General features: G+C 39.7%; 25 protein-coding genes. 18 read left to right on the plus strand and 7 right to left on the minus strand.

From position 1 onward, the window contains the following. The first annotated feature begins 14 nt into the window (after positions 1 to 14). The 3 genes from OC25_RS02715 to OC25_RS02725 are packed head-to-tail and all read left to right on the plus strand — an operon-like array spanning position 15 to position 3,248. Complete coding sequence (locus tag OC25_RS02715) at positions 15 to 992, plus strand: lysylphosphatidylglycerol synthase domain-containing protein (protein WP_039471396.1); 978 nt, start codon at positions 15 to 17, stop codon at positions 990 to 992. After that, on the plus strand, positions 970 to 2,106 hold the full coding sequence (locus OC25_RS02720) for a glycosyltransferase family 2 protein (RefSeq protein WP_082018485.1): 1,137 nt from the start codon (positions 970 to 972) through the stop codon (positions 2,104 to 2,106). The genes OC25_RS02715 and OC25_RS02720 overlap by 23 nt, the downstream gene beginning before the upstream one ends. After that, a complete protein-coding gene (locus OC25_RS02725) occupies positions 2,106 to 3,248 on the plus strand; it encodes an ABC transporter permease (protein ID WP_039471398.1) in 1,143 nt (380 codons plus the stop codon). The genes OC25_RS02720 and OC25_RS02725 overlap by 1 nt, the downstream gene beginning before the upstream one ends. Before the next feature lie 70 nt (positions 3,249 to 3,318). Here the strand turns inward: OC25_RS02725 and OC25_RS02730 are convergent, their stop codons facing one another. From OC25_RS02730 to pgi, 5 genes are all read right to left on the minus strand, one after another. After that, a complete protein-coding gene (locus OC25_RS02730; RefSeq protein ID WP_039471400.1) occupies positions 3,319 to 3,771 on the minus strand; it encodes a QcrA and Rieske domain-containing protein in 453 nt (150 codons plus the stop codon). A 54-nt stretch (positions 3,772 to 3,825) separates the two neighbouring features. Continuing rightward, positions 3,826 to 4,776 carry a DUF5777 family beta-barrel protein gene (locus tag OC25_RS02735; protein ID WP_039471402.1) on the minus strand — a complete coding sequence of 317 codons (951 nt, stop codon included), beginning with the start codon at positions 4,774 to 4,776 and terminating at the stop codon, positions 3,826 to 3,828. 3 nt (positions 4,777 to 4,779) lie between these two features. Further along, positions 4,780 to 5,322, minus strand: coding sequence for a YceI family protein (locus OC25_RS02740; protein ID WP_039471404.1), 543 nt, complete (start codon positions 5,320 to 5,322; stop codon positions 4,780 to 4,782). Between the two features lie 11 nt (positions 5,323 to 5,333). Continuing rightward, a complete protein-coding gene (locus tag OC25_RS02745) occupies positions 5,334 to 5,693 on the minus strand; it encodes a hypothetical protein (RefSeq protein WP_039471405.1) in 360 nt (119 codons plus the stop codon). A 250-nt stretch (positions 5,694 to 5,943) separates the two neighbouring features. Continuing rightward, entirely contained in the window at positions 5,944 to 7,590 is a 1,647-nt protein-coding gene (gene pgi, locus OC25_RS02750; RefSeq protein WP_039471406.1) for a glucose-6-phosphate isomerase, read from the minus strand. Between the two features lie 161 nt (positions 7,591 to 7,751). On the opposite strand from pgi, the gene OC25_RS02755 reads away from it, so the two are divergent. The 9 genes from OC25_RS02755 (at position 7,752) to OC25_RS02800 (ending at position 15,261) form a co-directional block, all read left to right on the plus strand. Continuing rightward, positions 7,752 to 8,258, plus strand: a complete 507-nt coding sequence (locus OC25_RS02755) for a hypothetical protein (protein ID WP_039471407.1) — start codon at positions 7,752 to 7,754, stop codon at positions 8,256 to 8,258. A 127-nt stretch (positions 8,259 to 8,385) separates the two neighbouring features. Then, positions 8,386 to 9,690, plus strand: a complete 1,305-nt coding sequence (locus OC25_RS02760; RefSeq protein WP_039471408.1) for an amidohydrolase — start codon at positions 8,386 to 8,388, stop codon at positions 9,688 to 9,690. A gap of 349 nt (positions 9,691 to 10,039) precedes the next feature. After that, positions 10,040 to 11,114, plus strand: a protein-coding gene (gene prfB, locus OC25_RS02765) for a peptide chain release factor 2 (RefSeq protein ID WP_156131375.1) whose coding sequence is annotated in 2 segments (ribosomal slippage) — positions 10,040 to 10,099 and positions 10,101 to 11,114 — 1,074 coding nt in all. Because the reading frame shifts where the segments join, the coding sequence is not laid out codon by codon here. Positions 11,115 to 11,180: 66 nt separating this feature from the next. Next, on the plus strand, positions 11,181 to 11,384 hold the full coding sequence (locus OC25_RS02770) for a hypothetical protein (protein ID WP_245221870.1): 204 nt from the start codon (positions 11,181 to 11,183) through the stop codon (positions 11,382 to 11,384). Beyond that, the gene (locus OC25_RS02775) at positions 11,366 to 11,767 is read left to right on the plus strand and encodes a type II toxin-antitoxin system VapC family toxin (RefSeq protein WP_039471410.1); all 402 of its coding nucleotides are present in this window, start codon (positions 11,366 to 11,368) and stop codon (positions 11,765 to 11,767) included. The genes OC25_RS02770 and OC25_RS02775 overlap by 19 nt, the downstream gene beginning before the upstream one ends. Further along, positions 11,760 to 12,671, plus strand: a complete 912-nt coding sequence (locus tag OC25_RS02780) for an alpha/beta hydrolase (RefSeq protein ID WP_039471412.1) — start codon at positions 11,760 to 11,762, stop codon at positions 12,669 to 12,671. The genes OC25_RS02775 and OC25_RS02780 overlap by 8 nt, the downstream gene beginning before the upstream one ends. A 40-nt stretch (positions 12,672 to 12,711) precedes the next feature. Then, complete coding sequence (locus tag OC25_RS02785; RefSeq protein ID WP_039471413.1) at positions 12,712 to 13,512, plus strand: DUF4595 domain-containing protein; 801 nt, start codon at positions 12,712 to 12,714, stop codon at positions 13,510 to 13,512. A 377-nt stretch (positions 13,513 to 13,889) separates the two neighbouring features. Then, a complete protein-coding gene (locus tag OC25_RS02795) occupies positions 13,890 to 14,717 on the plus strand; it encodes a glycoside hydrolase family 16 protein (protein ID WP_039471418.1) in 828 nt (275 codons plus the stop codon). Between the two features lie 10 nt (positions 14,718 to 14,727). Next, complete coding sequence (locus OC25_RS02800) at positions 14,728 to 15,261, plus strand: CAP domain-containing protein (protein ID WP_052265908.1); 534 nt, start codon at positions 14,728 to 14,730, stop codon at positions 15,259 to 15,261. Between the two features lie 117 nt (positions 15,262 to 15,378). On the opposite strand, the gene OC25_RS02805 is transcribed toward OC25_RS02800, so the two are convergent. After that, a complete protein-coding gene (locus tag OC25_RS02805; protein WP_039471420.1) occupies positions 15,379 to 16,446 on the minus strand; it encodes a glycoside hydrolase family 18 protein in 1,068 nt (355 codons plus the stop codon). Positions 16,447 to 16,506: 60 nt separating this feature from the next. Further along, on the minus strand, positions 16,507 to 17,370 hold the full coding sequence (locus tag OC25_RS02810; protein WP_039471421.1) for a transglutaminase-like domain-containing protein: 864 nt from the start codon (positions 17,368 to 17,370) through the stop codon (positions 16,507 to 16,509). Positions 17,371 to 17,414: 44 nt separating this feature from the next. Between OC25_RS02810 and OC25_RS02815 the strand changes: the two genes are divergently transcribed. The 6 genes from OC25_RS02815 (at position 17,415) to OC25_RS02840 (ending at position 25,997) form a co-directional block, all read left to right on the plus strand. After that, positions 17,415 to 18,197: an O-methyltransferase gene (locus OC25_RS02815; protein ID WP_039471423.1), complete on the plus strand. Its 783-nt coding sequence runs from the start codon at positions 17,415 to 17,417 to the stop codon at positions 18,195 to 18,197. Positions 18,198 to 18,202: 5 nt separating this feature from the next. Further along, positions 18,203 to 18,871 carry a DUF1345 domain-containing protein gene (locus OC25_RS02820; RefSeq protein ID WP_039471426.1) on the plus strand — a complete coding sequence of 223 codons (669 nt, stop codon included), beginning with the start codon at positions 18,203 to 18,205 and terminating at the stop codon, positions 18,869 to 18,871. 346 nt (positions 18,872 to 19,217) lie between these two features. Beyond that, a complete protein-coding gene (locus OC25_RS02825; RefSeq protein ID WP_039471428.1) occupies positions 19,218 to 19,586 on the plus strand; it encodes a BlaI/MecI/CopY family transcriptional regulator in 369 nt (122 codons plus the stop codon). Then, positions 19,583 to 21,148 (plus strand): N-acetylmuramoyl-L-alanine amidase, encoded by a 1,566-nt coding sequence (locus OC25_RS02830; protein WP_039471429.1) that lies wholly within the window; start codon positions 19,583 to 19,585, stop codon positions 21,146 to 21,148. Before OC25_RS02825 ends, OC25_RS02830 begins: the two co-directional genes overlap by 4 nt. Positions 21,149 to 21,160: 12 nt before the next feature. Continuing rightward, positions 21,161 to 23,611 (plus strand): N-acetylmuramoyl-L-alanine amidase, encoded by a 2,451-nt coding sequence (locus tag OC25_RS02835; protein ID WP_039471431.1) that lies wholly within the window; start codon positions 21,161 to 21,163, stop codon positions 23,609 to 23,611. A 7-nt stretch (positions 23,612 to 23,618) separates the two neighbouring features. After that, entirely contained in the window at positions 23,619 to 25,997 is a 2,379-nt protein-coding gene (locus OC25_RS02840) for an outer membrane beta-barrel protein (protein ID WP_039471434.1), read from the plus strand. The last annotated feature ends 76 nt before the right edge of the window (positions 25,998 to 26,073 follow it).

The following is a 26,073-nucleotide window of genomic DNA, read 5'->3' on the forward strand; positions in this document are numbered from 1 at the left end:
CTAAAAAGACAAGTTTGACAGGCAAGAACAAAAAAATATTATCATTACTTATAAAAGCCGCCATTGTGCTCTTTGCCTTTTGGTTTATTTACCACAAGCTTGTTGCCAATAAAAACCTGAGCGATTTCCGAACGCTGTTAAAAGACATCGATCAGCTCGAAATTACGGCTGTAATTGGCTTGGTGGTAATCCTGATGTTTGTAAACTGGTTACTCGAGGCGGCAAAATGGAAGTATTTAATGAGCCATATCGAAGCCATTAGTTTTTACCGGGCTATTGAATCAGTTTTTTGTGGTTTAACACTAGCTATTTTTACCCCAAACCGCTTGGGTGAATATGGGGGCAGGGTATTTTTTCTTTCGCCCAGAAGGCGGATTGTTGGCGTTGTTGCCATGAGTGTTGGCAGCATTGGCCAACTGGTGTTAACCAATGTTTTTGGCGCAATAGCCGCCTGTTTTTTTGTCTACCGTTTTATCCCGGTTGATCGGGTATTGTTTATCGCCGTAGTTTTTCTGGCCGTATTTTTCTGTCTGTTTTTTATTGTTTTTTATTTCAATATCAAATGGCTAAATGGTTTGCTGCTATCTTTTAAATTTACCCGCAAGTACAAAAAGTTTTACAGTATTTTAGGCCGTTACCGCAGGAAAGAATTGCTTCGCATCATTGGTTATTGCCTGGCCAGGTACCTGGTATTCAGTTCGCAATACTTTATCCTGTTTATCTGGTTAATACCCGGGTTGCATTATGCAGATATTGTAATGATGACTTGCTTGCTGTTTCTGGTACAATCGGCCCTGCCTTCGTTAGATTTGTTTGATGTTGGCATAAGAAGTGTTACCGCTGTAGAATTGTTTAAACATGTAACCGATCAGCATGTTGCTGTTATTGCATGTACCGCAAGTATTTGGCTCATAAATATTATAATTCCTGCTATATTAGGCGCTTATTTCGTTTTTAAACTCAACTTTTTTGGAAATCTTAAATCTAATTAGTCTATTATCCGCTGCATTAACCCTCATTTATGCTTTTCTCGTGCTTAATTTTATCAGGGGATGGCATAATTTAACTTATTTTATTCCCGAAATTTCCGATCCGCAAACCAAAGTTTCGATTATTGTAGCTGCGCGAGATGAGGAGGCTAATATTGCCAAAACGATCGACGATTTGATTGCTCAGACCTATCCAAAGGTTTTAACCGAAATTATCATTATCGACGACCATTCAACTGATGCTACAGCTGAAATTGTATTGAGTTACTCCGATCGAAATGTACGGTTGATTAAACTAAATGAGGACCGTGCCTTAAATTCATATAAAAAGAAAGCCATACAAACGGCAATAGGTACCTGCTCCGGTGATTTAATTGTAACCACAGATGCCGATTGTAGAATGGGTGAAAACTGGCTAAGTACCATTGTGCAGTTGTTTGAGCAAAAGAAATATAAAATGATTTCTTCACCGGTAGCCTATTTTCAGGAAAAGAGCTTTTTCGAAAGGCTGCAATCGCTTGAATTTTTATATCTGATTGGCCTGGGTGCATCTACCATCGGCAATAAACAGCCTTCTACCTGTAATGGCGCGAACCTGGCATATGAGAAAACAACTTTTTACGAGGTTGGCGGTTTTCAGGGTATTGATGATCTGGCTTCAGGAGATGATGAATTGTTATTGCATAAAATTGCGGCCAAATATCCCGACCAAATTGGCTTCCTTAAAAACAGGGAAGCAATTGTATATACCCATGCCAAAGAAAATTTAAGTGCTTTTATTCAGCAGCGCAGGCGTTGGGCTTCAAAAAGTACCCGTTATAAAAACAAGGGGATTATTGTGCTGGGGGTACTCATCTGGATTTTCAACCTCAGCATATTATCCAATTTCATTACAGGATTATTTATACCAGGTTTTTTAACCATTACATTTTATCAATTGTTGGTTAAAATGGTTTTAGAAAGCTTATTTTTATGGGATGTGACGGGCTTTGCCAAAAGACGTAGCCTGCTCATTTTAATCCCGGTGTTAAATGTCCTGCACATCCTATACATGGTGTATATCGGCATTGCCGGCAACAGCGGAAAATACAATTGGAAAGGCAGAATGGTTAGATAATGGATAATAGCCCATCAAAAAAAGTATGGTTAAAATTTAAGCGGAATAAATTTGCTTTTGGCGGATTGATTTTTATCTTACTATTGATGGTGATGGGCATTTTAGGCTATGCCATTATGCCCGACGATTCTCCGGATGCGAACCTGCAAAAACTGCAGCTAAATAAAAAGAAACCTGGCAGTACCTTTACTTTTCTCATTACGAGCAGCAACCCAAAAGTAGAAAAAGTAAATTTTTTCGAAAAAATGCTGTTTGGTCAAACCCCAACCTTTAAAAGTATTCCAATTACAGGCTATAAAATAGTAGGACAAAATGTTTTGGTTCAGGAATATATTGGCGATGATGAAAAAGCAAAGGAAACCCAATATGCTTTAAAAGATTTATGCCCCGATTGTGTTTTACCAGCTAAAATGAGCACACCTCAATCTTTATTTGAAAAAAATAACATTTACCAGCGGACGTATATTTTAGGAACTGATATTTATGGCCGCGATTTATTAAGTCGCGTAATTTTGGGCATCCGTGTTTCCCTATCAGTAGGTTTAATGGCAGTACTTATTTCGCTTTTCATAGGCGTGAGTTTAGGTGCTGTAGCAGGTTATTTTGGTGGCCGGATTGACGCGACAATCAGCTGGTTTATGAACGTGGTATGGTCTTTACCTTCATTACTGTTGGTTATCGCTATATCATTTGCGCTGGGAAAAGGTTTCTGGCAAATCTTTATCGCTGTAGGCTTATCTACCTGGGTAGATGTTGCCCGGTTGGTGCGCGGACAGGTTATGGCCCTAAAAGAAGTCGAATTTGTGGAGGCGGCCAGGGCGCTGGGTTTTAGTACCAGTAAAATAATTATTAAACATATCTTACCCAATATAGCAGGGCCTATTTTAGTCGTGGCCTCTTCTAATTTTGCCTCGGCGATATTACTCGAAACCGGTTTAAGCTTTTTAGGCTTCGGCGCACAACCCCCTATGCCAAGCTGGGGCAGTATGATTAAAGAGCATTATGGTTATATTATTATGGATGCGGCCTATCTGGCCGTTTTTCCTGGTTTAGCCATCATGCTTACCGTTTATGCATTTAATGTGCTGGCTATAGGCCTTCGCGATGCATTTGATGTTAAGGGGCAAAATGCAACCGTTTAATCTAAAATAGGACGCAATAAAAAAGCAGCACCACTTTGTGATACTGCTTTACCCTTAAAATAGTAAAATTTTATGCTGATGCACTAAGTGTATTGCCCGAAACGGTAACCGCGTAAATTTTTAAGGCACTGGTAGTTCCTCCATCGTTGGGTTGGGCTAAAATGCTTCCCGATGTGGTATACCTCGAGCTATGCAATGCACATTGTATATAATTGCTGGCCTGAATAAAGCTTAATGCCCCACCCTGGTGCGGACAGGTCGCCTGGGTAGCCACAAATGAAGTGCTTGCATTGCCCGTTGCCGTTCTGATAAACAGGATTCCGCTTACGGTAACTGATGCTCCTATAGTGAGCAATTGCGTAGTGAGATCAACACTGGCTGTTGTACCTGGAGGTACTCCGCCACCATTTGGTTTGCCGGGTTCGGGCGAATCGCTCTTTTTGCCACAGGCCGAAAAACAGGCTCCAGTGCACACAGCGGCAACACCCAGGCCTAAGGATTTGATAAATTCGTTACGTTCCATAATTTTTTCAGTTAGTTTATTTTAGATTAACAATGTTTATCAGTGGTATTTAAATTATTGGGCTTTATCCTTTTTCTTATCGAAAGAGAACCTGCGTGCGATACTAAAACCCCAGCGATACTGGCCTTTGGTCCATGAGGTATTGGTGTCGGTTATAAACTGCGATTCCTGTATCGCTGTTGCGTTGGTGAAATTGAGGTGGAAAATATGACCGCCGGTTTCGAATTCTAAACCCGCACCCAATGTATTGTAATATTTATTTCCCCAAAGATTTTCGAGGTAAGCCTTTTTGTTATCATCTCTAAACGGCAGGGTGTAATCGGCTACAAATGCCATGCGTTTGGTGATTTTGATACGACCACCTACCGAAAGGGCAAAAAGATCATTCTGATCACCAAAAACGGTAAAATTCCGGTGTACATAAGATGGCATGATTAACATCGAGAAATCAGGACTGAACTTGCGTGCAATTACAGCCTGAACCACATACACAATGCGGTCTTGAAAATCCTGGTATGCAATAGCGGAGGTTGGGTCGGTACTGGCTTTTACAGCCGATATAGTACTGCTGCCGAAAAGTGTAACGCTCAATGGCATTTTTTCATCGCCAGTTTGCCTTAGCAACCGGTATTTAAGATTGCCTTCGTATAATTGGGTAGCCGGACCGGCTCCTTTGGCCCTGGCAATACCCACCGAAAGATCATCGCTGATTCCGTATTCAAAGCCAATGCGAACATCGGTAGATTGATCCAGTCCAAAGAAATTTTTAATGCCGCCACTTTGCCCCGCAATATCACCAAAACGGTGGTCTACCCTAAAATCGAGTTCATTTTTAAAAATGGTTTCGTTGGTTTGGATATTAATCAACTTCGGCGATTTAAAAGTTGCGCTCACCTTGCTTTTGGTTACCGGCATTTGCAGTGCTTTTTCCAGCGAGTCTTGTGCAAAGGTTGTTGAAGACAGGCCAAGGCTCATCATTATTAGTATGCTGTAAATTTTCATCATGACTTAATTTTTTGTGGGGTAAATGGCATTAATTTTAATATCCACTACTTCGGCAATTTTTGCGATTACGATGGTTGGTATTTTGATTTTATGATCTTCCAGTCTTACTCTAAAAGCCGCATTTGCAGTTACGGCATCAGCAGTAACGATAATTTTTGCCTGTGTTTGGTAGGTTTTGGTTACGCCGTGAATCTGTAAATTGCCTTTTACTGCAACAGTGTATGTTCCTGGTTTAGATAAATCAACAGCATCAATTATTTTACCCTTAAATTCGGAAGTAGGGTAGGTATCACTCTCCATGTAATTCTCATTAAAATGCTCCTGCATCAGTTTCTTTTTAAATTGGAAACTGTTGTTGTTAACTTTGAAGATTACTTCGCCGGTTTTAATGTTAATGCCCGAAGCAGCTGTCTTACTTGTTGCATCAATATCCTCCATCGGCGTTTTAGAGAAGAATGAAATGGTTGCATCTTTACTGATGAGCATTTGTGCCTGTACGGCTGCAAAAGCCGAAACCAGCATAAGGGTGATGAATAGTTTTTTCATGGCTTTCCTGTTTAGTTTGCTGGCATTCCTCTGTCGTACCAGGCTGTTAATAATTGCTTTTCTTGTGCCGTTAAGGAACTGCCTAAAGGCATATTCATGGTTACCAGGGTAGTAGTTTTTACACGTGTATCGCCAGTAACTGATTGTATGCCGTTAAAGAGCCAGGTTCCTTTTTGCCCACCGTTAGGGCCATGGCAATTGTTACATTTTGTGGTTAAAAGTGCACCAACGTAGTTGTTGTAGCTCACATTGGCTTTAGTTACGCTGCCTGTATTGATTTCAGGTTTAAGCTCTTCGGCTTGTTTCTTCGAGCATGCAAAAAGCGTTAGGTAGAACGCAGTGATGCAAAGGTAAAGGGCTGTTTTTCTCATGGTAATGCTTTAGCAGGTAATTAGTCTGTTTTTCATAGTAAAGCTTAGCTAACAGGTATTTAGAAAGCCTTTACAAGCAAAATTTTAATTACTGAATAATGGATTAATGTTACGTTTTGTTAATTAAGTTTCTTAACTGTATTACGGCCACGTTTTTAGAAAGGTTGCCCTAAAGCCGTATTTTTTGCAAAAAAAAATCCCCGATCGTTTTACACGTCGGGGACTCTGTCAAAAAATGTTTGTTGTTCTGCTATCTCCAGGCTTTGTACTGGTTAATCAGTCCGTTGGTAGAACTGTCGTGACTTGCAACTTTTTCATCTCCGTTTAGCTCAGGAAGGATTTTCTTAGCCAGTTGTTTGCCCAGCTCAACACCCCACTGATCGAAACTAAAGATGTTCCAGATAATGCCCTGTACAAATATTTTATGCTCGTAAATGGCAACCAGGCTACCTAAAGTATAAGGAGTTACTTTTTTCAATAAAATAGAGTTGGTTGGGCGGTTACCTTCAAAAACTTTAAAAGGAGCAATTTTTTGGATCTCCGCTTCCGATTTACCTTCTTTTTTAAGCTCAGCAATAACTTCTTCTTCGGTTTTACCGTTCATTAAAGCTTCAGTTTGCGCAAAGAAGTTAGATAACAAAATTGGGTGATGATCGCCAAGCGGATTTAAACTCTGTGCTGGTGCAATAAAATCGGCCGGGATAATACGTGTACCCTGGTGTATCAACTGATAAAAAGCATGCTGGCCATTTGTGCCTGGCTCACCCCAGATAATCGGCCCTGTTTCATAATCCACTTCGTTACCGTTTCTATCTACATGTTTACCGTTACTTTCCATATCTCCCTGCTGGAAATAGGCTGCAAAACGATGCATATACTGATCGTAAGGTAAAATAACCTGTGTTTCAGCATTGTAGAAATTAATGTACCACACACCCAGCAAACCTAATATAACAGGTAAATTGCTTTCGAATTCGGCAGTTTTAAAGTGGTTATCGGTAGCATGTGCTCCGGCAAGCAGTTGTTTAAAATTATCGAAACCAATGCTCAGTGAGATAGACAGGCCAATGGCGCTCCATAATGAGTAACGGCCTCCAACCCAATCCCAAAATTCGAACATATTTGCAGTGTCGATACCAAAAGCAGCTACATCTTTTGCGTTGGTAGATAATGCAGCAAAGTGTTTGGCAATATCGCCTTCTTTACCACCTTTTTCTAAAAACCAGGTACGTGCAGAATGCGCATTGGTCATGGTTTCTTGTGTAGTAAATGTTTTAGATGCTACCAGGAATAAAGTGGTTTCGGCATTTAAATCAGCTAAAGTTTCGGCAATGTGTGTACCATCAATATTCGAAACGAAATGAATATTCAAATGGTTTTTATAATGTTTTAGGGCTTCGGTAACCATTACAGGACCCAAATCAGAACCACCAATACCAATGTTTACGATATCGGTAATGGCTTTGCCGGTATAACCTTTCCACTCGCCGCTGATAATGCTGTTGCTAAATTTTTCCATTTTTGCCAGCACCGCATTCACATCAGGCATTACATCTTTACCGTCAACCAAAATTGGGGTGTTACTCAGGTTACGTAAAGCAATGTGAAGTACCGAACGATCTTCCGTTTCGTTAATTTTATCGCCATTGTACATCGATTTAATGGCTTCATCCAGCTTGCACTCGCGCGCCAGTTGCATTAATAATGCTAATGTTTCATCGCTAATTCGGTTTTTACTGTAATCGAGTAAAATGTCTTCAAAAAAAACAGAAAACTTATTGAAACGATCTGCATCTTCAGCAAAAAGATCTTTAATGCTTTTCTGGTTAATATCTATAAAATGATCGGCCAGGTATTTGTAGGCCTCTGTTTCGGTAAAATTTACTTTAGGTAACATAATTTTGGGTTTTTTGTAAAAGTAATAAAGCAAAAATTTAAAATGGTCTTTTTAATGTTCAAAAATCATTAAGAATTTTAAATCTCAAATAAAGCGTGTAACTTTAATATCAACGTCCCTGTTAACTAAGCATCTATTGTTTTACCATTAATTCTACCACCATGTTAGAAAATTTAAATGAAATGGTACGTGAAAACGTACAGGAAAGCGTTGTAAATAATGCCGCTATTCCGAATGAAAAAAATGAAGCGGTTATTCAGGCTGCATCCGGCTCCATTTTCGATTCTTTAAAAGACCAGCTTTCATCAGGTAATATTGGCGCCCTTACCGATATTTTTAACGGCAATAAAGCCGAAGGCACCCAGGTGGCCGAACAAGCTTCTGGTAGTTTTATTGATAAGTTAAGTGGATTGGGGATTAATGCCGATACAGCGAAATCTCTGGCATCGAGTATTATTCCGGGGCTGATTGCCAAATTTACCCAAAAAACCAACGATCCGAACGATAGTTCGTTTAACCTCAAAGATGTTTTAGGTAGTTTAGGTGGCGAGGACGGTAAATTTGATGTGAGCGATGTGATTGGCATGTTCAATGGCGGGCAATCGCAACAAGGTGGTCAGGCCGGTGAAGGTGGGATTATGGATAAGTTAAAAGGAATGTTTAATTAGATTATTTTCTTATCGATTAATATTTTCAAAGCCATTCCAATTCAGGGATGGCTTTTGTGTTTGTTTCCATGCCAGCTCTACTTAAAATTGATTAGCTTAGGGCAACTAAACCTAAATTCTTGATTTCATGAAAAAACTTTACCTGATTGGCCTTTCGTTATTTGCCTTAAATGCAGCTGCCCAAACTACAGCATTACGCCCTGTCGTTGCTAAAAAAGCCGATGCGCTAGAGCAGAAAGTAATTAACTGGCGGCGTGATTTTCACGAACACCCTGAATTGGGTAATACTGAAGTGCGAACAGCAGGTATTATTGCCAAACACCTCGAGTCGTTAGGCATTAAAGTAACCACAGGAGTAGCCAAAACAGGAGTAGTGGGGATTTTGAAAGGTGGAAAACCGGGACCGGTTGTGGCACTCCGTGCCGATATGGATGGCTTGCCTGTTGCCGAACGGGTTGATGTGCCATTTGCATCAAAAGTAAAAACGCAGTATAACGGGCAGGAAGTAGGTGTAATGCATGCCTGTGGGCATGATAGCCACATGGCTATTTTAATGGGCGTTGCAGAGGTGCTGGCCGGTATGCAAAAAGATATTCAGGGTACGGTGAAATTCATTTTTCAACCTGCAGAGGAGGGCGTACCGGAAGGGGAGGAAGGCGGAGCTGCGCTGATGATTAAAGAGGGTGTTTTAGAAAATCCGAAAGTTGATGTAATTTTTGGTCTGCATATCAATTCGCAAACTGAGGTTGGCGATGTAACTTATCGTCCGGGTGGTACAATGGCAGCAGTAAACGATATGAAGATTACCGTTACGGGCAGGCAGGCCCATGGTGCATATCCCTGGAGTAGTATCGATCCTGTCGTTATATCGGCGCAGATCATCAATAACCTGCAAACCATTGTTAGCCGCAATTTAAATGTAACCGAGAATCCTGGTGTGGTTACCATTGGCGCAATTAATGGTGGTGTACGCTCTAACATTATTCCCGAAAAGGTAGAAATGCTGGGCACTGTTCGCAATTTTAGCAAAGAAGATGAGGCGATGTTTATTGAGCGGATTAAAACCATTGCGACCAAAACAGCCGAAGCGGGTGGCGCAACTGCCATAGTAAAAATCCCATACAGTAACCATTATCCGGTTACCTTCAACAATATTGCGCTTACCGAAAAAATGTTACCCAGTATGCAGTTAACAGCAGGGAAAGAACATGTAAAGTTAAAACCACCGGTTACTGGTGCCGAAGATTTTTCTTTCTTTCAGGAAAAAGTACCAGGCTTGTTTGTGTTTTTAGGCGGGATGCCAAAAGGGAAAGATCCTTTAAAAGCCCCATCGCACCATACACCCGATTTTTACCTGGATGAAAGTGGATTTGTTTTAGGTGTGAAGTTACTGGCTAACCTAACGCTAGATTATATGGGCATGAAGAAGTAATTGGTTCAATCGTCATTTGTTCATTAGGAACTGCAAACTGCCTATTGTAAACTGTTTTATGGGTTAACTGGTTAATTGTTCAAACTGGTTAACTGGTTCCAAGTGTCAAACACTTAACGGGATCGTCATTCCCAACTTGATTGGGAATCACGTAGTGCTCATGAATGCCTTTGAAAAAGAGAGAGCTTATGAATAATCGTAATGCTTAAGCCTTGAGATTCCCGCATGCGCGGGAATGACGATTTTTTTAGGAATTTGTCACTCAAAACAGAGTGAAGAATCACATCAAAAGTGAACGTAATATTTAGGTGCTGTAAAAGAGAGATCAAAAAGTTGCTATATTTGTTTCATGACCAAAGAACAGATTCAGGATTTAAGAGACAGAGTAACGTCTCTAAGGAGGTATCTTTGACGTTGATGAGCTACTTTACGCCATTCGCGAAGAAGAAAAATTAACCATGGCGCCCGATTTCTGGGATGATCCTAAAAAAGCAGAGAAAATTCTTGCTGAAATAAGTGCAAAGAAAAAGTGGACAGATGGCTTTAACCAAACCCATAATGCGGTTGAGGATGCAGCTGTTATGTTCGATTTTTTCCAATCAGGCGATGCTTCAGAAGCTGAGATGAAAGACCAATTCGAAATCAGCAAACAAGCTGTAGAAGATCTCGAGCTTAAAAATATGCTGCGGAGCAAAGAAGATCAGCTTTCGGCGGTAATGCAAATTACTGCGGGTGCCGGTGGTACCGAAAGTTGCGACTGGGCCTATATGCTGATGCGGATGTACCTGATGTGGGGCGAAAAAAACGGCTATAAAATTACTGAGCAGGATAGTCAGGAAGGAGAGATTGCCGGTATTAAGTCGGTAACACTTCAGTTTGATGGCGATTTTTCTTATGGCTACCTCAAAGGCGAAAATGGTGTTCACCGACTGGTGCGGATATCGCCTTTTGATTCGAATGCCAGGAGACATACTTCCTTTGCTTCGGTATATGTTTATCCTTTGGTTGATGATACCATTCAGATTGACATTAACCCTGCAGATATTGAATTTGAAACTTTTAGGGCTGGTGGTGCCGGCGGACAAAACGTAAACAAAGTTGAAACCGCAGTACGTTTATACCACAAACCATCGGGCATCATAATTAAAAACCAGGAGTCGCGCTCGCAGTTGCAGAATAAAGAAAATGCCATCCGTTTACTTAAATCGCAGTTGTTCGAAATAGAAGAACGTAAGCGTAACGAAGCCATTGCAGCAGTAGAAGGATCGAAGAAAAAGATAGAGTGGGGCTCGCAGATCAGAAGTTATGTTTTGGACGACAGACGCGTGAAAGACCACCGTACCAACTACCAGACTTCTAACCCTGATGCGGTTTTAAATGGCGATATCAACGACTTTTTGAAAGCATATTTAATGGAGTTTTAAATTTGAATACCCGTTCCAGCTAATTTTAAGTTTTTGTATATTTGATTAGTGATAAATAACATCCTTATGATAAATACCTTGACAATAGAATTAACCAATCAAAAAGCCTATAAGCTTTTGAAAGAGTTAGAAGAATTGAATCTGATAAAGGTAATTAAGAACAATAACAAAACATCTACTCTTCGTGGTAAGATAAAAAGCCAGATGGATGAAAAGGCTATTGATAATCAATTAAACGATCTGCGCGGAGAATGGCAAAGAGATATTTAATTGATACATCAGCAGCTATAAAATACTTAAACGGAACATTCCCGTCTGATGGTTTAAGATTTATGGATGACTTGGTTGATGTGGAATGCATTTTGTCATTTATTTCAGAAATAGAACTTTTGGTTTGGAAGCCTACAAATCCCCAGGATATAATCATATATCAAACATTTGTGTCAAATTCAATAGTTTTAGGACTAGAAGATGGAATTATAGCGGAAACAATAAGGATTAGAAAAAATTATAATTTGAAGTTGCCCGATGCCTTGATTGCAGCAACTTGTTTAGTTAACGGCCTCACACTTATAGCAGATAATAATAAAGATTTTGTTAGAGTAAGCGAATTAAACTGTATTAATCCTAATAATTTATCTTTTTATGAGTAAGGTAGTCTTAATTTTAATGATAACTTTTTGTATCAGCAAGGCAAAAGCACAAGAAATTATACCCCTTTATGCTGGTGAAATCCCTGGCGCGAAACCAGCCCCGGCCGATTATATGGAAAATACCGAAGTGCGTAGCAATGGTACGCTGAGTATTACCAAAGTATCGGTACCTACTATGACGGTTTTTGTCGCGCCAAAAGAAATTGCAACCGGAACAGCTGTAATTATTTGTCCGGGGGGTGGTTATGGTGCTTTGGCTTTTAGTCACGAAGGAACCGATGTTGCCAAGCGTTTTAATGCAATTGGTATTACGGCTTTTGTGTTAAAATACCGTTTGCCGAGCGACGAAATTATGGTCGATAAAACCTATGGCCCTTTACAGGATGCCCAGCAGGCCATTTACCTGGTGAAGAAAAATGCAAAAAAATACGGGATTAAAGCTAACAAAGTTGGTATCATGGGCTTTTCGGCAGGTGGGCATTTTGCCTCTACGCTGGTAGCACATTATAACGATCTTAAAATAGCCAATCCCGAAAAAATAAATCTGAAACCCAGCTTCGCAGCTTTAATTTACCCGGTAATCAGCTTCGAAGAATCAGTGCATACCGGTACCATGAAAAACCTTTTAGGACCTAACCCTGCTGATGATCTGAAACATTATTTCTCGGCCAATAAAAATGTGAACAAGAAAACACCTCCTGTTTTCTTTGTGCATGCCAAAGATGATAAAACCGTACCTTATGCCAATAGTGTTTTAATGAATGAAGCATTAAAGGCTAATCATGTTGATACTGATATTTATTTATACGAAAACGGCGGACATGGATTTGGCCTCATTAATAAAACTTCGGATGTAGATTGGTTTAACTTATTGAGCAACTGGATAAAGAAAGAGAAATTTTAATATCTTTGCCGGATATTTTAACCTCTTGATTTAAAACACCATGCAAAAAACGATAAAATACCTGATGGTATCTCTTGTTGCTATCCTCGCTATAGCAAGTTGTAAAAAAGAAATTAACTGGAATGCATTTCCCGATCCCAACGGAAATGGCTGTAAGCTGGCCAGTTTAAAAACTGATCTTGGTACATTGGGCGAGTTTTCAATCAGTTATAAATACGATGCTTCCGGTAAATTAGTTAGCGCAACCAGTGATGGCGAAACAATGGTTTATACCTATGCTGCTACAAAAATTACCGGAACCCTCGAAAGTGGTGAAAAGACAGAACTTACATTATCAAACGGACGAGCGGTATCCGGTTATATGTCTGATTTCTTTCCTGGGGTAAGTGCTACGAGAACCTACACTTATAACGCTGATGGTTATTTAACGGTAATTAAAAGCTATTTAGGAAATAGCCTTAATTCTACTGCCGAACTTAGTTATACTGGCGGTAATTTAACTCAAACCAAAGTAACCTATACCACAGATGGAAGTGTTGAAACAACCACTTATGAATATTCTGGTGAAGTTGCGGTAAATGCTTATGAGCTGGTTGACCCACTTTCGGCTTTTGTAGATTATATTCCGGGAAATTATTTCGGTAAAGCATCTAAAAATGTGCTTAAAAAATCAGTTACAAGTTCCAGTAACATGGCTAGTGTTGATACAGAGGAATATACTTATACTTTTGATGGTAAGGGTAATGCAACTTCAATTGTGATCAAAAATCAAACTAAAATGGGTGGAAGTGTAGCCGATGAGTCTTTAGCATCTTTAAGTTTAACTTACAACTGTAAATAGATTTTAATACGTTCATACAAAGCCCGATCATAATGCTTGTGATCGGGCTTTTGCGTTTATAGTAAGCATGCAAGCCCGTATCGCTGGCGATGGTTTCATGTTTTATTTAGGAAATTGGTTAAAAAGGCCCATTTTACCACTCTATTTTTACGATTTAGGCCCTCATTTTTTATGGCTTGTCTGTATAGCTTTGCTTACAAGCACGTCCGCATTTATCCCGTTCGTTGCAAATGATCTAACCAAATTTACTGAACTAGCATGCAAGCAGGTTAATAGTTGTTTAGCTGTGAATCTTGTTGTTTTTCAGGTTTTTATCTGGTTAAGATCATGAGTGAAGTCTTTACAATTAACCAAATATTTACCTAAATCAAAAAAAGATGAGAAAAGAAACAATGAAATGGTGCCTGCTATTGGTATGCATGTGTACGGCGCTTTTATCTTGTAAAAAAGATAAAGCCCAGGTTGAACCAGAACATGGCCAGGTTAAAGCCTGGGAAACCTTAATTGATGGCAATTCTTTTGCCAGCTACGCTAATTTCGAAGCGCAATGGAATTACAATTACCCCTGGGGTACCGATCATAACGGTTCGGCACGCATGGTAGGTAGCACTTCAAACCATAACCAAATCTCGTTAAGCGGTGGTGTACTTACCATTAAGGCAACCCGTTTGGCTACCTCGCCCGGCAACAGTACAGCCAATGGTTTTACCAATGTAGCCATCTGGTATAATTCTGGAGCTTGCCATGCCAAACAGCAGGTGGTAATTAATGATCAGTTTCCGAGTTACACCATATCAGGAGATTTTGCTGTGCCAACTGTAAAAGGTACCTGGCCCGCTTTCTGGATTACCGGTGTTAATTCGTGGCCGCCTGAAAGCGATATTATGGAATTTAAGGGTAGCAGTACCAACTGGCAAAACACTTACGATGGTGGTTGGGAAAACAAGCTTTCTGCGGTTTCTAATGCGGGCTCCTATCACAATTACAAATGCTGGTACAACAAAGTGAGTGCAACCGATGTAGATTGCCATTATTATATTGATAATGTTTGGGTAGCTAAGCATACCATGAGCAATTCGGTAAATAAACCCATGTGGCTAATCATCAATATGCAAATGGAAGGCGATAGCGGATCTCCTGGTCCGGGTGGCAATACCTTGTATACTGCAAGAAATATTTACCTGGGTAGAGAACGGGCTTTTTAAATAACCATTAATGCATACGGGAGGAAACACCATGTTTCCTCCTTTTTTCCAAGTAATTGAAATGAAAAACTGGCTGATAATCTTTTGGTTTTTGCTGTTGGGTATTGCATTGGTGCAGTGCAAAAAAGATGAGCTGACTGAGCCCAAAAATGAGGTTGTATTGCTGGTTGGTAAAATTAATCTGTTGCGGCAGAGCGGCTGTAACTGTGGTACAATATACATGCCGCCTGTACCGCCGTTATCTGTAAATATGAGCCTGCAGGCTGCAGCCACTGCACATGCAAAAGACATGGCACAAAAAAACTATTTCGACCATTTATCTCCAGAAGGCGGTACACCCGAAGAACGCGTAATAAATGCCGGCTATACTGGCGAATTCATAGCCGAAAATTTAGCCAAAGGTTATAGCAAGGCTGATGAGGTAGTAGCTGCATGGAAAAACAGCACAAGCCATTGTAAGGCCATGATGGATGCCAAAAGTAAAGAAGCAGGTGTGGGTATGGCTCAAAACTATTGGGCAGTGAGCTTTGGTGCTTCGCGTTAGTGCTGAGCTAAATAATTAATGTGGAAGTAAAGAAGATTAAATCTTTTTCTTTACATCATTAAGAAATTAAGGTAATTAAGTTGGTGTAAATTCCTTTATTCAAGATTGATTTGAAGTTTAAATCCCCTTCATCGTTTTATCGATAACATCCAGTAAACCATTGCTATAAGCATCATCGGTAAGCTCCCAGAACATAATACCATTTAGTTTTTTATCAATTACGTACCTGGTTTTTAAATCAATTGATTTAGGATCGTCGAAAGTAACCAGTTGCATATTTTTAGTATTGTAGTAATAAGGCGATTTAGCTGCCTCATCCCAATAATAAGTATAACCTTCGGCTTCGGTAAAAGTGGTTTTAAAGTTTTTAAAAGAAACACCACGGATAAATTTGGTAGGCTGATACAGCCCCTGGTTGGCATCTACTGTATTCTCAAAAATCCGAGCATAAAAAGCAGCGCCCAGGGCTATTTTATTTGCGGGTACACCCAAATCAATTAACGATTTTACAGCATAATCGCCAGATAATTGTTGTTTGGTGGTTGAATATAGAGGAGTATGATGCCCACTTACTGTTGCATAGCCGCTTACCAGATCGTAACTCATTATATTAACCCGGTTTACCAATGGCATTACCTTATTCCATTCAAAGCACGAATCGATACAGTTTTGTGTACCTCCTGCCGCGAAACTAATCTCTGCTTTTTTGCCAAGTTTATTCCGCAATGCTTTAATCAATAAGGTAAAATTATGTTTGTCTTCCGGCGTATATCTGTGACCGGGATAGCCCATTACTGCCGGATATTCCCAATCGAGGTCGATGCCATCGGCATGAAAAAAATCGAGGATTTCTTTAGTGGTTTTGGCAAAGGTTTTCCGGCCGTTTGCCCGGCTAAAAACTTCTGAACAGGGTGCACAACCACCCCAGCCGCCCAGTGCAATCATCACCTTTAAATCGGGATTACGCTTTTTAAGCTCAACCATTTTCGAAATTAAAGCCGAATCTTTGGCCGATCGGATATTTAAACTATCGCCTCTCAAATGCCCGAAACTATAAATCAGGTGACTTATTTTTTCAACCGGAAAACTATCAATAACAGATCCGCGACCCGTATAATATGCAATTACATTGGGTTTAGCCGGTGTTTGTGCTTTCAAACTGCCTGTCAGGAATATGAATGCCATTAAAAGGCCAGCTTTAAAGAAATTACCGGTTTTAGAATGCACGTGCTGAAGTTTTAAGGGTTATTTTTCTGTTAAGATTTGTTGTAGTTCGTTTAGTTCGGCTACCTTTTCGGTGGCACCAGCGTTTTCGTAAGCCGAAATCAGGTTTCTGATTACGCGGCGAATAATATCGGTATTGCTGCAGGGTTTGTAATATTCGGGCAAAGCTTCGAGGTTAAGCTGGCGTAAAAACTGGTCAACATCGTGTTTGCCAAAAATATTACCGCGGTTAAAGGCGTTAATGTAAAAAAGTACACCATACTCGGTGCCTTCCTGTTTACTATCATCTATATACCCTAAAATAAAATGCTGCGGCAAATTAATGCCGTATACTGGTAAATCCAGCTTTTGAGCCAGGGTAGAATAAATAATGGCTAAAGAAATCTGGTTTCCCTTTTTGCTTTCCAGAACCTGACTGAGATAAGAATTTTGCGGATCGTGGTGGTTTTTGGTGTTTCCACCAAAACCATACTGCTGGTATAAAACGTGGTTAATCAGTTTAACTTTTTCAACCGAACTCATTTCATATTGAAGGCCCAGCCAGATATCCCTTTTAATATCTTCAATCTGATTAATTACCTTTTGTTCGTCTAAATCGGGGTATTGGTAACGGTTTATAATCAGTGCACCCTGCAATAAATCGAAGGCGCCACTTAAATACCAAAGGTTTAAATCTTCCTTAACGGTTTTAAACTGGATTTGGTGAACAATATTTTCAATGCGCTCCTGCATCAGGCTGTCGAACGATTGCTCCCATGCATTTTCTAAATAATGGATTACCTCACCACCATATTCCAGCAGTTTTTTCTCCACATGCTGGTACACTTCCTCATCCGGATCATCCAGCAATTTTACTAAAGCACTTATCTCTGCGATATTTTCCATAAAACATACATACGTTTGCGGTGTTTAATTACTTTTGCAATATTATGCTATTTCAATTTATTACAGATTACCTTAAACACCGTTTCACAGCAAAAAGCAGGCATGGAACGCATTCGCCATTTGTGTACAAGCTCGCTGATGAGGTAATTTACGATTTTAAGGACAAATCTGAATACAAAAACATAGAGGAGCAGCGAAAAAAACTTTTTAATGACGATTCTGTAATCACCGTTACCGATCTCGGCGCGGGGTCGCACCTCAATAAGAACCGCACTAAAAAAGTAAGCCAGATTGCTAAAAACGCATTAAAAAGCCCGCGGTTAGCCCAACTCATTTACCGCCTGACTAAGCACACTGCGCCCAAAAGTGCTATCGAACTCGGTACCTGCCTGGGTATTACTACCGCCTATCTGGCTAAAACAGATACCAATGCTCAAATTATTACCATTGAGGGCTGCCCGCAAACTGCAGCAGTAGCCAAACAAAATTTTGAAACGCTGGGATTAAACAATATTGAGCTGCATGTAGGTAATTTCGACTTAATTTTACCCGATATTATCGCGCATCAGCCCAGCCTGGATTTCGTTTACATAGATGGAAACCACCGGAAAGACGCCACACTGAATTATTTTAAATGGTGCCTGCCAAAAGTTAACGAAAATTCATTGCTGATTTTTGACGATATTTACTGGAGCCAGGGGATGAAAGAAGCCTGGACAGAAATTAAAAACCACCCTGATGTTACCGTAACCATCGATTTATTTTGGATTGGTTTGGTTTATTTTAAAAAGGGGCAGGCTAAAGAACATTTTAAACTTAAGTTTTAAACTTTATGCAGGAACCGAAGTTAGCAGGTATTCAAAAACGATCGGCACTCTTTATTTTGCTGCTCAGCCTCTTTTCGGGGATTGCATCTTACCTGCTATCGCTCCTTTGTAAAATGGATGCCCTTACGCACATTATGTTTGGGTGGGATATTTTTTGCCTCGTGCTCATTAGCCTCCACTGGTACATGTTTTTTCATACCTCTGCAGCCGAAACCCATTTAAAAGCCAGGATGCAGGATGAAACCCGCGGCGAAATTTTCTCCATTGTAGTGGTTTCTACCTTTGCCGGTTTGCTTGCAGTAGTGCTGTTGCTCATTAATAAAGATATCGAGCCACTCGATCTGGTAATTGCCATACTCGGCATGTTTTTATCGTGGTTTTTAGTGCATACCACCTTCACCATGCGTTATGCCCATTTGTACTATGGCGATAAGCGTAAAATAAAATCAGAAAAAGGGGGCTCTGGATTGGAGTTTCCGGGCGATGATGAACCTGATTTTATTGATTTTGCCTATTTCTCTTTTGTTTTAGGCATGACTTTCCAGGTTTCTGATGTCGAAATTTCTGATCGTACCATTAGAAGACTGTCGCTGCTACACAGTTTAATTGCTTTTATTTTCAATACGGTAATTGTAGCACTTACCATCAATGCTGTTGCGGGTTTAAGTAAGTAACCGAGGCTTATCCATCCCTCTGTAGGGCGACGTGGAAAAATCTATTTTCCTCCTTTCCTGTCATCTTGAAAGCTTTAAGGGGATCGTCATTTCGAGCGGAGTGCAACGCAGTCGAGAAATCTGTATAGATAGATTTTTCCATTTCGCCCCGGAGAAAACCGGTTGGCTCCAGTCGAAATGACGATCCTATTTTTGGATTGCTACTGCAACGAATAATCTCTTATTTGATCTTTTTGATAATTTTTATTTCATTGATAGTGAGATTGTTGATTCTTGTAAACTGATTTTTCAGTCGTATAACTTATTTTTAAGTTGTAAAACTGAAAAATAAGTTATAGATTTGGTTATGGAAGAATTAACCAAAGCAGAAGAGCGCATTATGCAGGTTTTATGGAAGCTGCAAAAAGCATTTGTGAAAGATATTATTGATGAACTGGATGAAGAGCCGAAACCACCATACAATACCATTTCGTCTATTGTGCGTTTGCTCGAAAAGAAAGGTTACGTAAACTATAAAGCTTACGGTAAAACTTACGAGTATTTTCCGGCAATTGGGAAAGATGAATATGCTAAAACTACATTTTCCAAGCTGTTTTCGGGGTATTTTGATAATTCGCCAGCTAGCCTTTTGTCTTTTATGGTAAAAGAGGAAAAGCTAAGTGAAAAAGATATAGAAGAAATTAAACAGTTAATTAACCAAAACAGCAGGCCATGATATTAATGTACCTCCTCAAGGTTTCGGCATGTACAGCATTGTTTTTTGCCCTTTATCATTTTTTGCTGGCCAGGCTAACATTTTTTAACCTCAACAGGGCTTACCTGTTGCTAATGCTCGTATTCAGTTTTTTTATCCCTGCTTTGACTATCGAAAACGCACGCGAAATAATAGTGCCTGCTGATAAAGAAGTAAATCAGGTTACTTATGCAAAAAATGATGGCTTTGTAGAGCAGGATTTTATAGATAATGGTGCAAAGCCGGTTCAAAACTTAAATTGGGAATTGATTCTTATTTGCGCATACCTCACTATTTTGATTCTTTTATCTTTCAGGATGGTTTTTATGATGATCCGGATTAAGCATCAGTTGCGTAAAAACAAGTTGGCGGAGGAAGATTCGGTTATTCTGGTCGGTAAAAACTCGGCTATTAAAAACTGTTCGTTCCTTAATCGCATTGTCGTCGATATTTCTCTCCCTGCCTGCGAACGTGAGCTGGTAATCAGGCACGAGTCGGTGCATGTAAAACAGCTGCATGCTTTAGATAAGCTATTGGCGAATCTGGTAACAGCCATCCTTTGGTTTAACCCCGTTATTTATTTCTGGCGCAATGCCATCGATCATAACCACGAATTTCTGGCCGATCGGGAAACCTCGCGCGTAGCCGATAAAAATGTTTATGCATCGTTGCTGCTCAATCTGGCCATGCCAGCCAAACAACTTGCAACCCATAGCTTCAGTAAGTTACCCTTAAAAAATAGAATTATGATGTTGTACAAAGAACCAAATGCAAAGCTTAAAAAGCTGGCTTATTTAGCCATAGTGCCTGTATTGTTGATCTGCTGCATGGCATTTATCAACAGAAAAGAAATTATTGTAGAAAAAACACTGGCTGGTGCCGAAATTCCATCCGATGCACCGCGAAAACCCAATGTTTATGCCATGAATTACCTTAAAGATAACCTGATTATTAAGCGAAATACACCGGGGGCCTTTAAAGAAGTAGAAGTGGTATTGGTTGTTGATGCAGGCCATGGCGGCAAGGATGTGTCGCCTACGGCTTTAGACGGGCAGAAAGAAAAAGACCTGAATTTACGCGCGGTTAAAATCTTAAAAGAGGAAGCTGCCAGAAGGGGAATTAAAGTACTCCTTACCAGAGAGAAAGACGAGTATTTAGCCCTACACGATCGTTTGCCAAAACAACCGGTAACCGCATTTATATCTATTCATCATAGCACCGGCATAAAAACTGGAGAAGGTGTTCCGTTTAATGGCGTAGAGGTATACGTTTCTAAATTAAACAAGAATATTAAACTGGCAGAAGAATTTGGAACAGGTATTCTGGGTAAACTCAATAAGCTGGAAGGCCTGCCGGTTAGAGGTGCTTTAAAGGAAGCCAATCTCTATTTATTACGCGAATCGAAAGCACCTGCCGTGGTGATCGAAATGGGGAATATTGCTGACCAAAAAAGTCTGGAGTATATCAGTCAGGAAAAAAATATCCGCAGAATGAGTAACCTGATTCTGGATGGATTTGTAGAATTTTCTAATCGTGGCTGCTAAATAAACAGAGTTATGGAAGCCTTAACCTATCTGCTTAAAGTTACAGTCTGTACGGTATTGTTTTTCGGTTTTTACCTGCTGGTACTCAGAAAGCTTACTTTCTTTAAAATTAACCGCTTTTATCTGCTGGGCACCATATTGCTGAGTTTCGCAATTCCGGCTTTGCATTTCGAGGTTAAACGCGAGGCAGTGGCAGCTGAGACAGATCTTGTAACCAACTTACCTGAAGTAAAAACTGCTGAGGAGCCCGTAAAACTTATTCAGCCTATAATGGTCGAATATCAACCGGAGATAAAGCCCGAAATAGATTGGTTAAGTTTAATTCCTTATGCGTACGGTACTATTGCTGCTGTTTTGCTGCTCATTTGCCTTTGGCGGTTATTCAGCTTGCTTAAATATGCCCGTAAATACACCCAAAACAGTGATGGCTTAAAGTTGATTACCAAAACCACCGGTTTTACCAATTGCTCTTTCTTTAATTATGTGTTTATTGACGGAGATAAACTCAGCGATGCCGACTTAGCTGTTTTGCTTAAACACGAACAGGTGCACGCCCGGCAGTACCATTCGGCAGATAAGATACTGCTTATGATTGCTAAAGCACTGTTATGGTTTAACCCGGTAATTTATTTGTATGATAAGGCTTTGGAGCAAGTACACGAATATGAAGCTGATGAAATTACTTCGGCCAGTTTCGGCAATCAGGCTTATGCCAGTTTGTTACTACAGCTTGCGGTAACTAAAACCAACAATGCGCTGATCCACAATTTTGTTAAAAGCCCGGTTAAGGATCGGATTAAAATGTTGTTCAATCAAAAATCTGGAAGTATGAAGAAATTATGTTATTTATTGGCGTTGCCGCTCGGATTGCTGCTGATTTGGGGTTTTACGGTTAAAGTAACCTCGGTTTTAGTAAAAGAACCAGTTCAGGAAAAAACATTTACCCTGGTAATTGACGCCGCTCATGGAGGAACAGATTACGGATCTACGTTTGGCGGTAAAAAAGAGAAAGACTTAACCCTGTCCATTGCCCAGAAAATAAAAACTGCAGCAGAGGCAAAAGGTTTAAAGGTGGTGCTTACCCGTACAGCCGACCAAAATCCAGATGTTAAAGCAAGAGCAGCTGTAAATGGCGATTGTTTGATTTCCTTACAGTTAAATGCCGGCCGAAACAACACTAAAAATGGCATTGAGTTTTTTACTTCCGGTACTTATGAACGTGATTTTAAATTACCAAAGGCCAACTCGATGACTTACTGGATTTATAAAAATATCCGAAACATTGAGGGGATAAGTGTTAACAATAAACCACAATCGACAAAAAATGCATTAATAGATGGCAGTGCTAAACCTGGTATTGTGATTATACTGGGAAACTTAACCCATAAATCTGACTTTAATTTCATTACAGATGAGGGTAAACAGACTCTACTTGCCGATAAAATTGTAGCAGGTATTCTGCAGTATAAAAAAGCCACGCCATCTGATGAGGTAATTGCAGCGAGGCAAAAAGTATCCGATTCTTTAGGGAGAGCTTACGAAGCCTGGTTGAATTCTGATAAGTATAAGGCATTGAAAATAAAGGCTGCTAAGATTGGGAAACAAAGTATTTCTGGTAAAATTGAAAGCCTGCATAGTTTTGGGGCAGTTAACCCGCGTATAGATGGTTTTATCCTTAATGCAGATGGAACAAAATATCGGGTTTACATCAACCCTGAAATTATGAAAAAAACAACGTACAAAGCAGGAGATACTTTTGTGGCAAAAGTTAATAAGGCAGAAGTTTGGTATGATTCGGATAATCTGGTTTTACAGCCAGACATTAAAACCTTAGAAATTAACACTGACGGAGCAGCATTGAATAAAGCAATAGTTCCTAAAATTATTTCCTTTTCTAAAATGACAGGCAATGCAAAACAGAAAGTGTCTATTATGGAGAATGCCGAAATTGATTTGCTGAACAGCAGGTTAACGGCAAAATATGTAGAATTGGATCAGCTCAATAACAAAATGATTGCCAGGAATGTGGTATTGAAATCCGATGAGGGCACCACTTTAACTGCCCCGATTGTTGTTTTTGATCTTACAAATGGAACTTTCAAAGCAAAGTCGGGCAGCGGAAAAATAGAAAGACCAAATAAACAGGAATTAGAACAACAATTAAAAAATGCACTTTTATCTCAGCCAATTAATGAAGCTGATGCAAAAGTAGAATATCGTGCTAAAGATTCAGTTAAAATGACGAGAGACAAAAATATTATATATTTATTTGGAGACGCTATGGTTGTATACAATGGGGTTAGGCTTAAAGGTTCAAAAATTACCTACGATAAAGTGAATAATACAATTTTAGCCAACAAGGCCACTGCTTCTTCGGATAAAATTGATAAACTGATTACAGCGGATAGTATTTACCTGGATCTTAAAACTTCGAAAGCCAGGTTATCTGGAGGAAATTTTTAGCCTGTAGATGAACAAAATTTACTGCATCCTTTTATTTACTTTAATTGGGTTAAGTGTTAATGCTCAGTTCAGGCTTTCGGGTAACGTACTTAAGGCTAATCACAGCTATTTATCTTTTGCCACAATAAAACTTAAGGGTGGGAATGGGATAAATCAATATACCCAAACAGATAGCCTGGGCTCTTTTTACTTTAGCCATTTAAAACCGGATAAATATGTTTTGACGATTTCGGCAATTGGTTTTGTAAGTAGAAATGAGCTTTTCAATGTTAAGGCAGATACGGTTATCAACTTAATGCTTAACGAAGAAACAAATAGGCTAGGTGAGATTGTGATAAAGGCTAAACAACCCTTAATCACCCAGAAAATAGACCGCACCGTTTTCAATGCTGAAAATAGTTTAGCAGCTATCGGTACCGATGCACTCGAACTGCTGGCAAAAGTGCCTGGAGTAAGGGTTTTAAACGATAAAGTTTCACTGGTAGGGAAGGGGAGTGTAAGTGTAATGATCGATGATAAACTGGTGCAGCTAGCGGACGATGATTTGTCAAATTACCTCAAATCAATTTCGGCGGGTAATATTGCAAAAATCGAGATCATAACCAATCCACCAGCTAAGTATGATGCCCAGGGGAATAATGGCTTAATTAATATTGTACTCAAAAAAGCATTGGGCAATGGTTTTAAAGGCTCGGTAAATGCCGGATTAAATCAGGCCACTTATGCTACGGCTATTGCAGGTGGTAATTTAAATTATCGCAAAGATAAGCTTACGCTGTATACCAATCTTAATTTCAGAAAAGGCTCGTTAGTGCCTGTAGAGCAAAGTAATATTTACTATCCTGCGCAGCAGTGGGAAGTGGTAAATAAAGACCGTAATTTTCGAACAGTACCCAGCGGGCAGTTAGGGTTCGATTATCAGTTTTCGAAAAGAAGTACTGTTGGCGCCTCCTATGCTGGTGGCCTTACCAATTTTCATTCAGAAGAGCAGATCAATACTTCGGTTTTTGGAGCAGCACATCTTATTGATTCAGTACTAAACTCCAATGCCCATGCCAAAATCAGGTCACATTATCATTCTGCCGGTATATATTTAAAACAATTGCTGGATACTAGCGGCAAAACATTTACATTTAATGCCGACTGGTTTAGGTACAATGATGATAAGAACCGTTTTTTTGATAATACCAGTTATTCCTCCAATGGACAGCTTATTCCAGGTTCTTTTGCCGAGTATTTATCGGCCAGTAAGCAGCAGATCGCCCTATATACGTTAAAGGCCGATTTCGATTTACCTTATTCTTTTTTGAAAGTATCGTTTGGTGGAAAAACCAGTTTTATCCAAAATGAGAGTGATGTTAACTTTTTTAAACGCAATGCAGGAACCTATATCCAGGATGAAAAACAAAGTAATTTATTCAGGTACCGGGAAAATACGCAGGCGTTATACCTTAACACAAGTAAAACTATTAAACGATGGGATTTTCAATTCGGTTTACGTGGTGAATATACGCAGCTTGATGGTGTTTCGTTAAATGAGCGCAATCAGATCCGGTATTTCCAGTTGTTTCCCACTGCTTTTATTAATTACCGGGCAAGCGAAGAAAGTGTTTGGTCGGTAAATTATGGCCGGCGAATTAACCGGCCTCCTTATCGCAAACTCAATCCTTTCCGATGGTACAGCAACCAATATGTTTATACAGAAGGTAATCCGTTTTTAAAACCATCATACAATAACAATATAAGCCTGATGCATATTTACAAACAGGTATTCACCACCACTTTTTCGTTTAGCAAAACCACCGATGGCTATAACGATGTAAATTTTGTAGATGCGCTTTCCAATACCCAATCATCAAAACCGGTTAATTTTATTACAGGCTACCATTATCAGCTCAGCAATTCAATTGTGCTTAATCCGTTAAAGATTTGGGAGAACACCAGTCAGCTCGATGTTTTTTATAATGTAGCTAATTCTGCATTGCCGCAAACTTTAAAGCGTTTAACAGGCTTAGGTGCTTATTTTGCCAGTACAAACCAGTTCATTTTTAACCAATCGAAAACTGTGCTTGGCGACATCAGTTTCTGGTACGCCTGGCCTACGGTTGATGGGGTAAACAAAAGCAGGAGCCAATACAATCTGGATATTGGCTTTAAAACGTTATGGCTCAATAAAAAAATGCAAATTGCCCTGGCAGCTACCGATATTTTAAAAACAGATCGCTATCGTTTTAGCAGTTTGATTAACGGCATTAATCAGGTATATCACAATTATTACGATAGCTGGCAGTTAAGGTTTTCGGTACGATATAATTTTGGCAATGAAAAAATTAAGCGACAAGAAATTAAACAAGGTAATGAGGAGGAGCGAAAGAGAAACAATTAATGATGGGAAAAACATTAAAGATGAACTGGACTTAGAAGTTTCCCGCAGATTTCGCTGATTAGCGCAGAACGGGTAG

This window comes from Pedobacter kyungheensis (assembly GCF_000812965.1).
Taxonomy (GTDB): Bacteria; Bacteroidota; Bacteroidia; order Sphingobacteriales; family Sphingobacteriaceae; genus Pedobacter; species Pedobacter kyungheensis.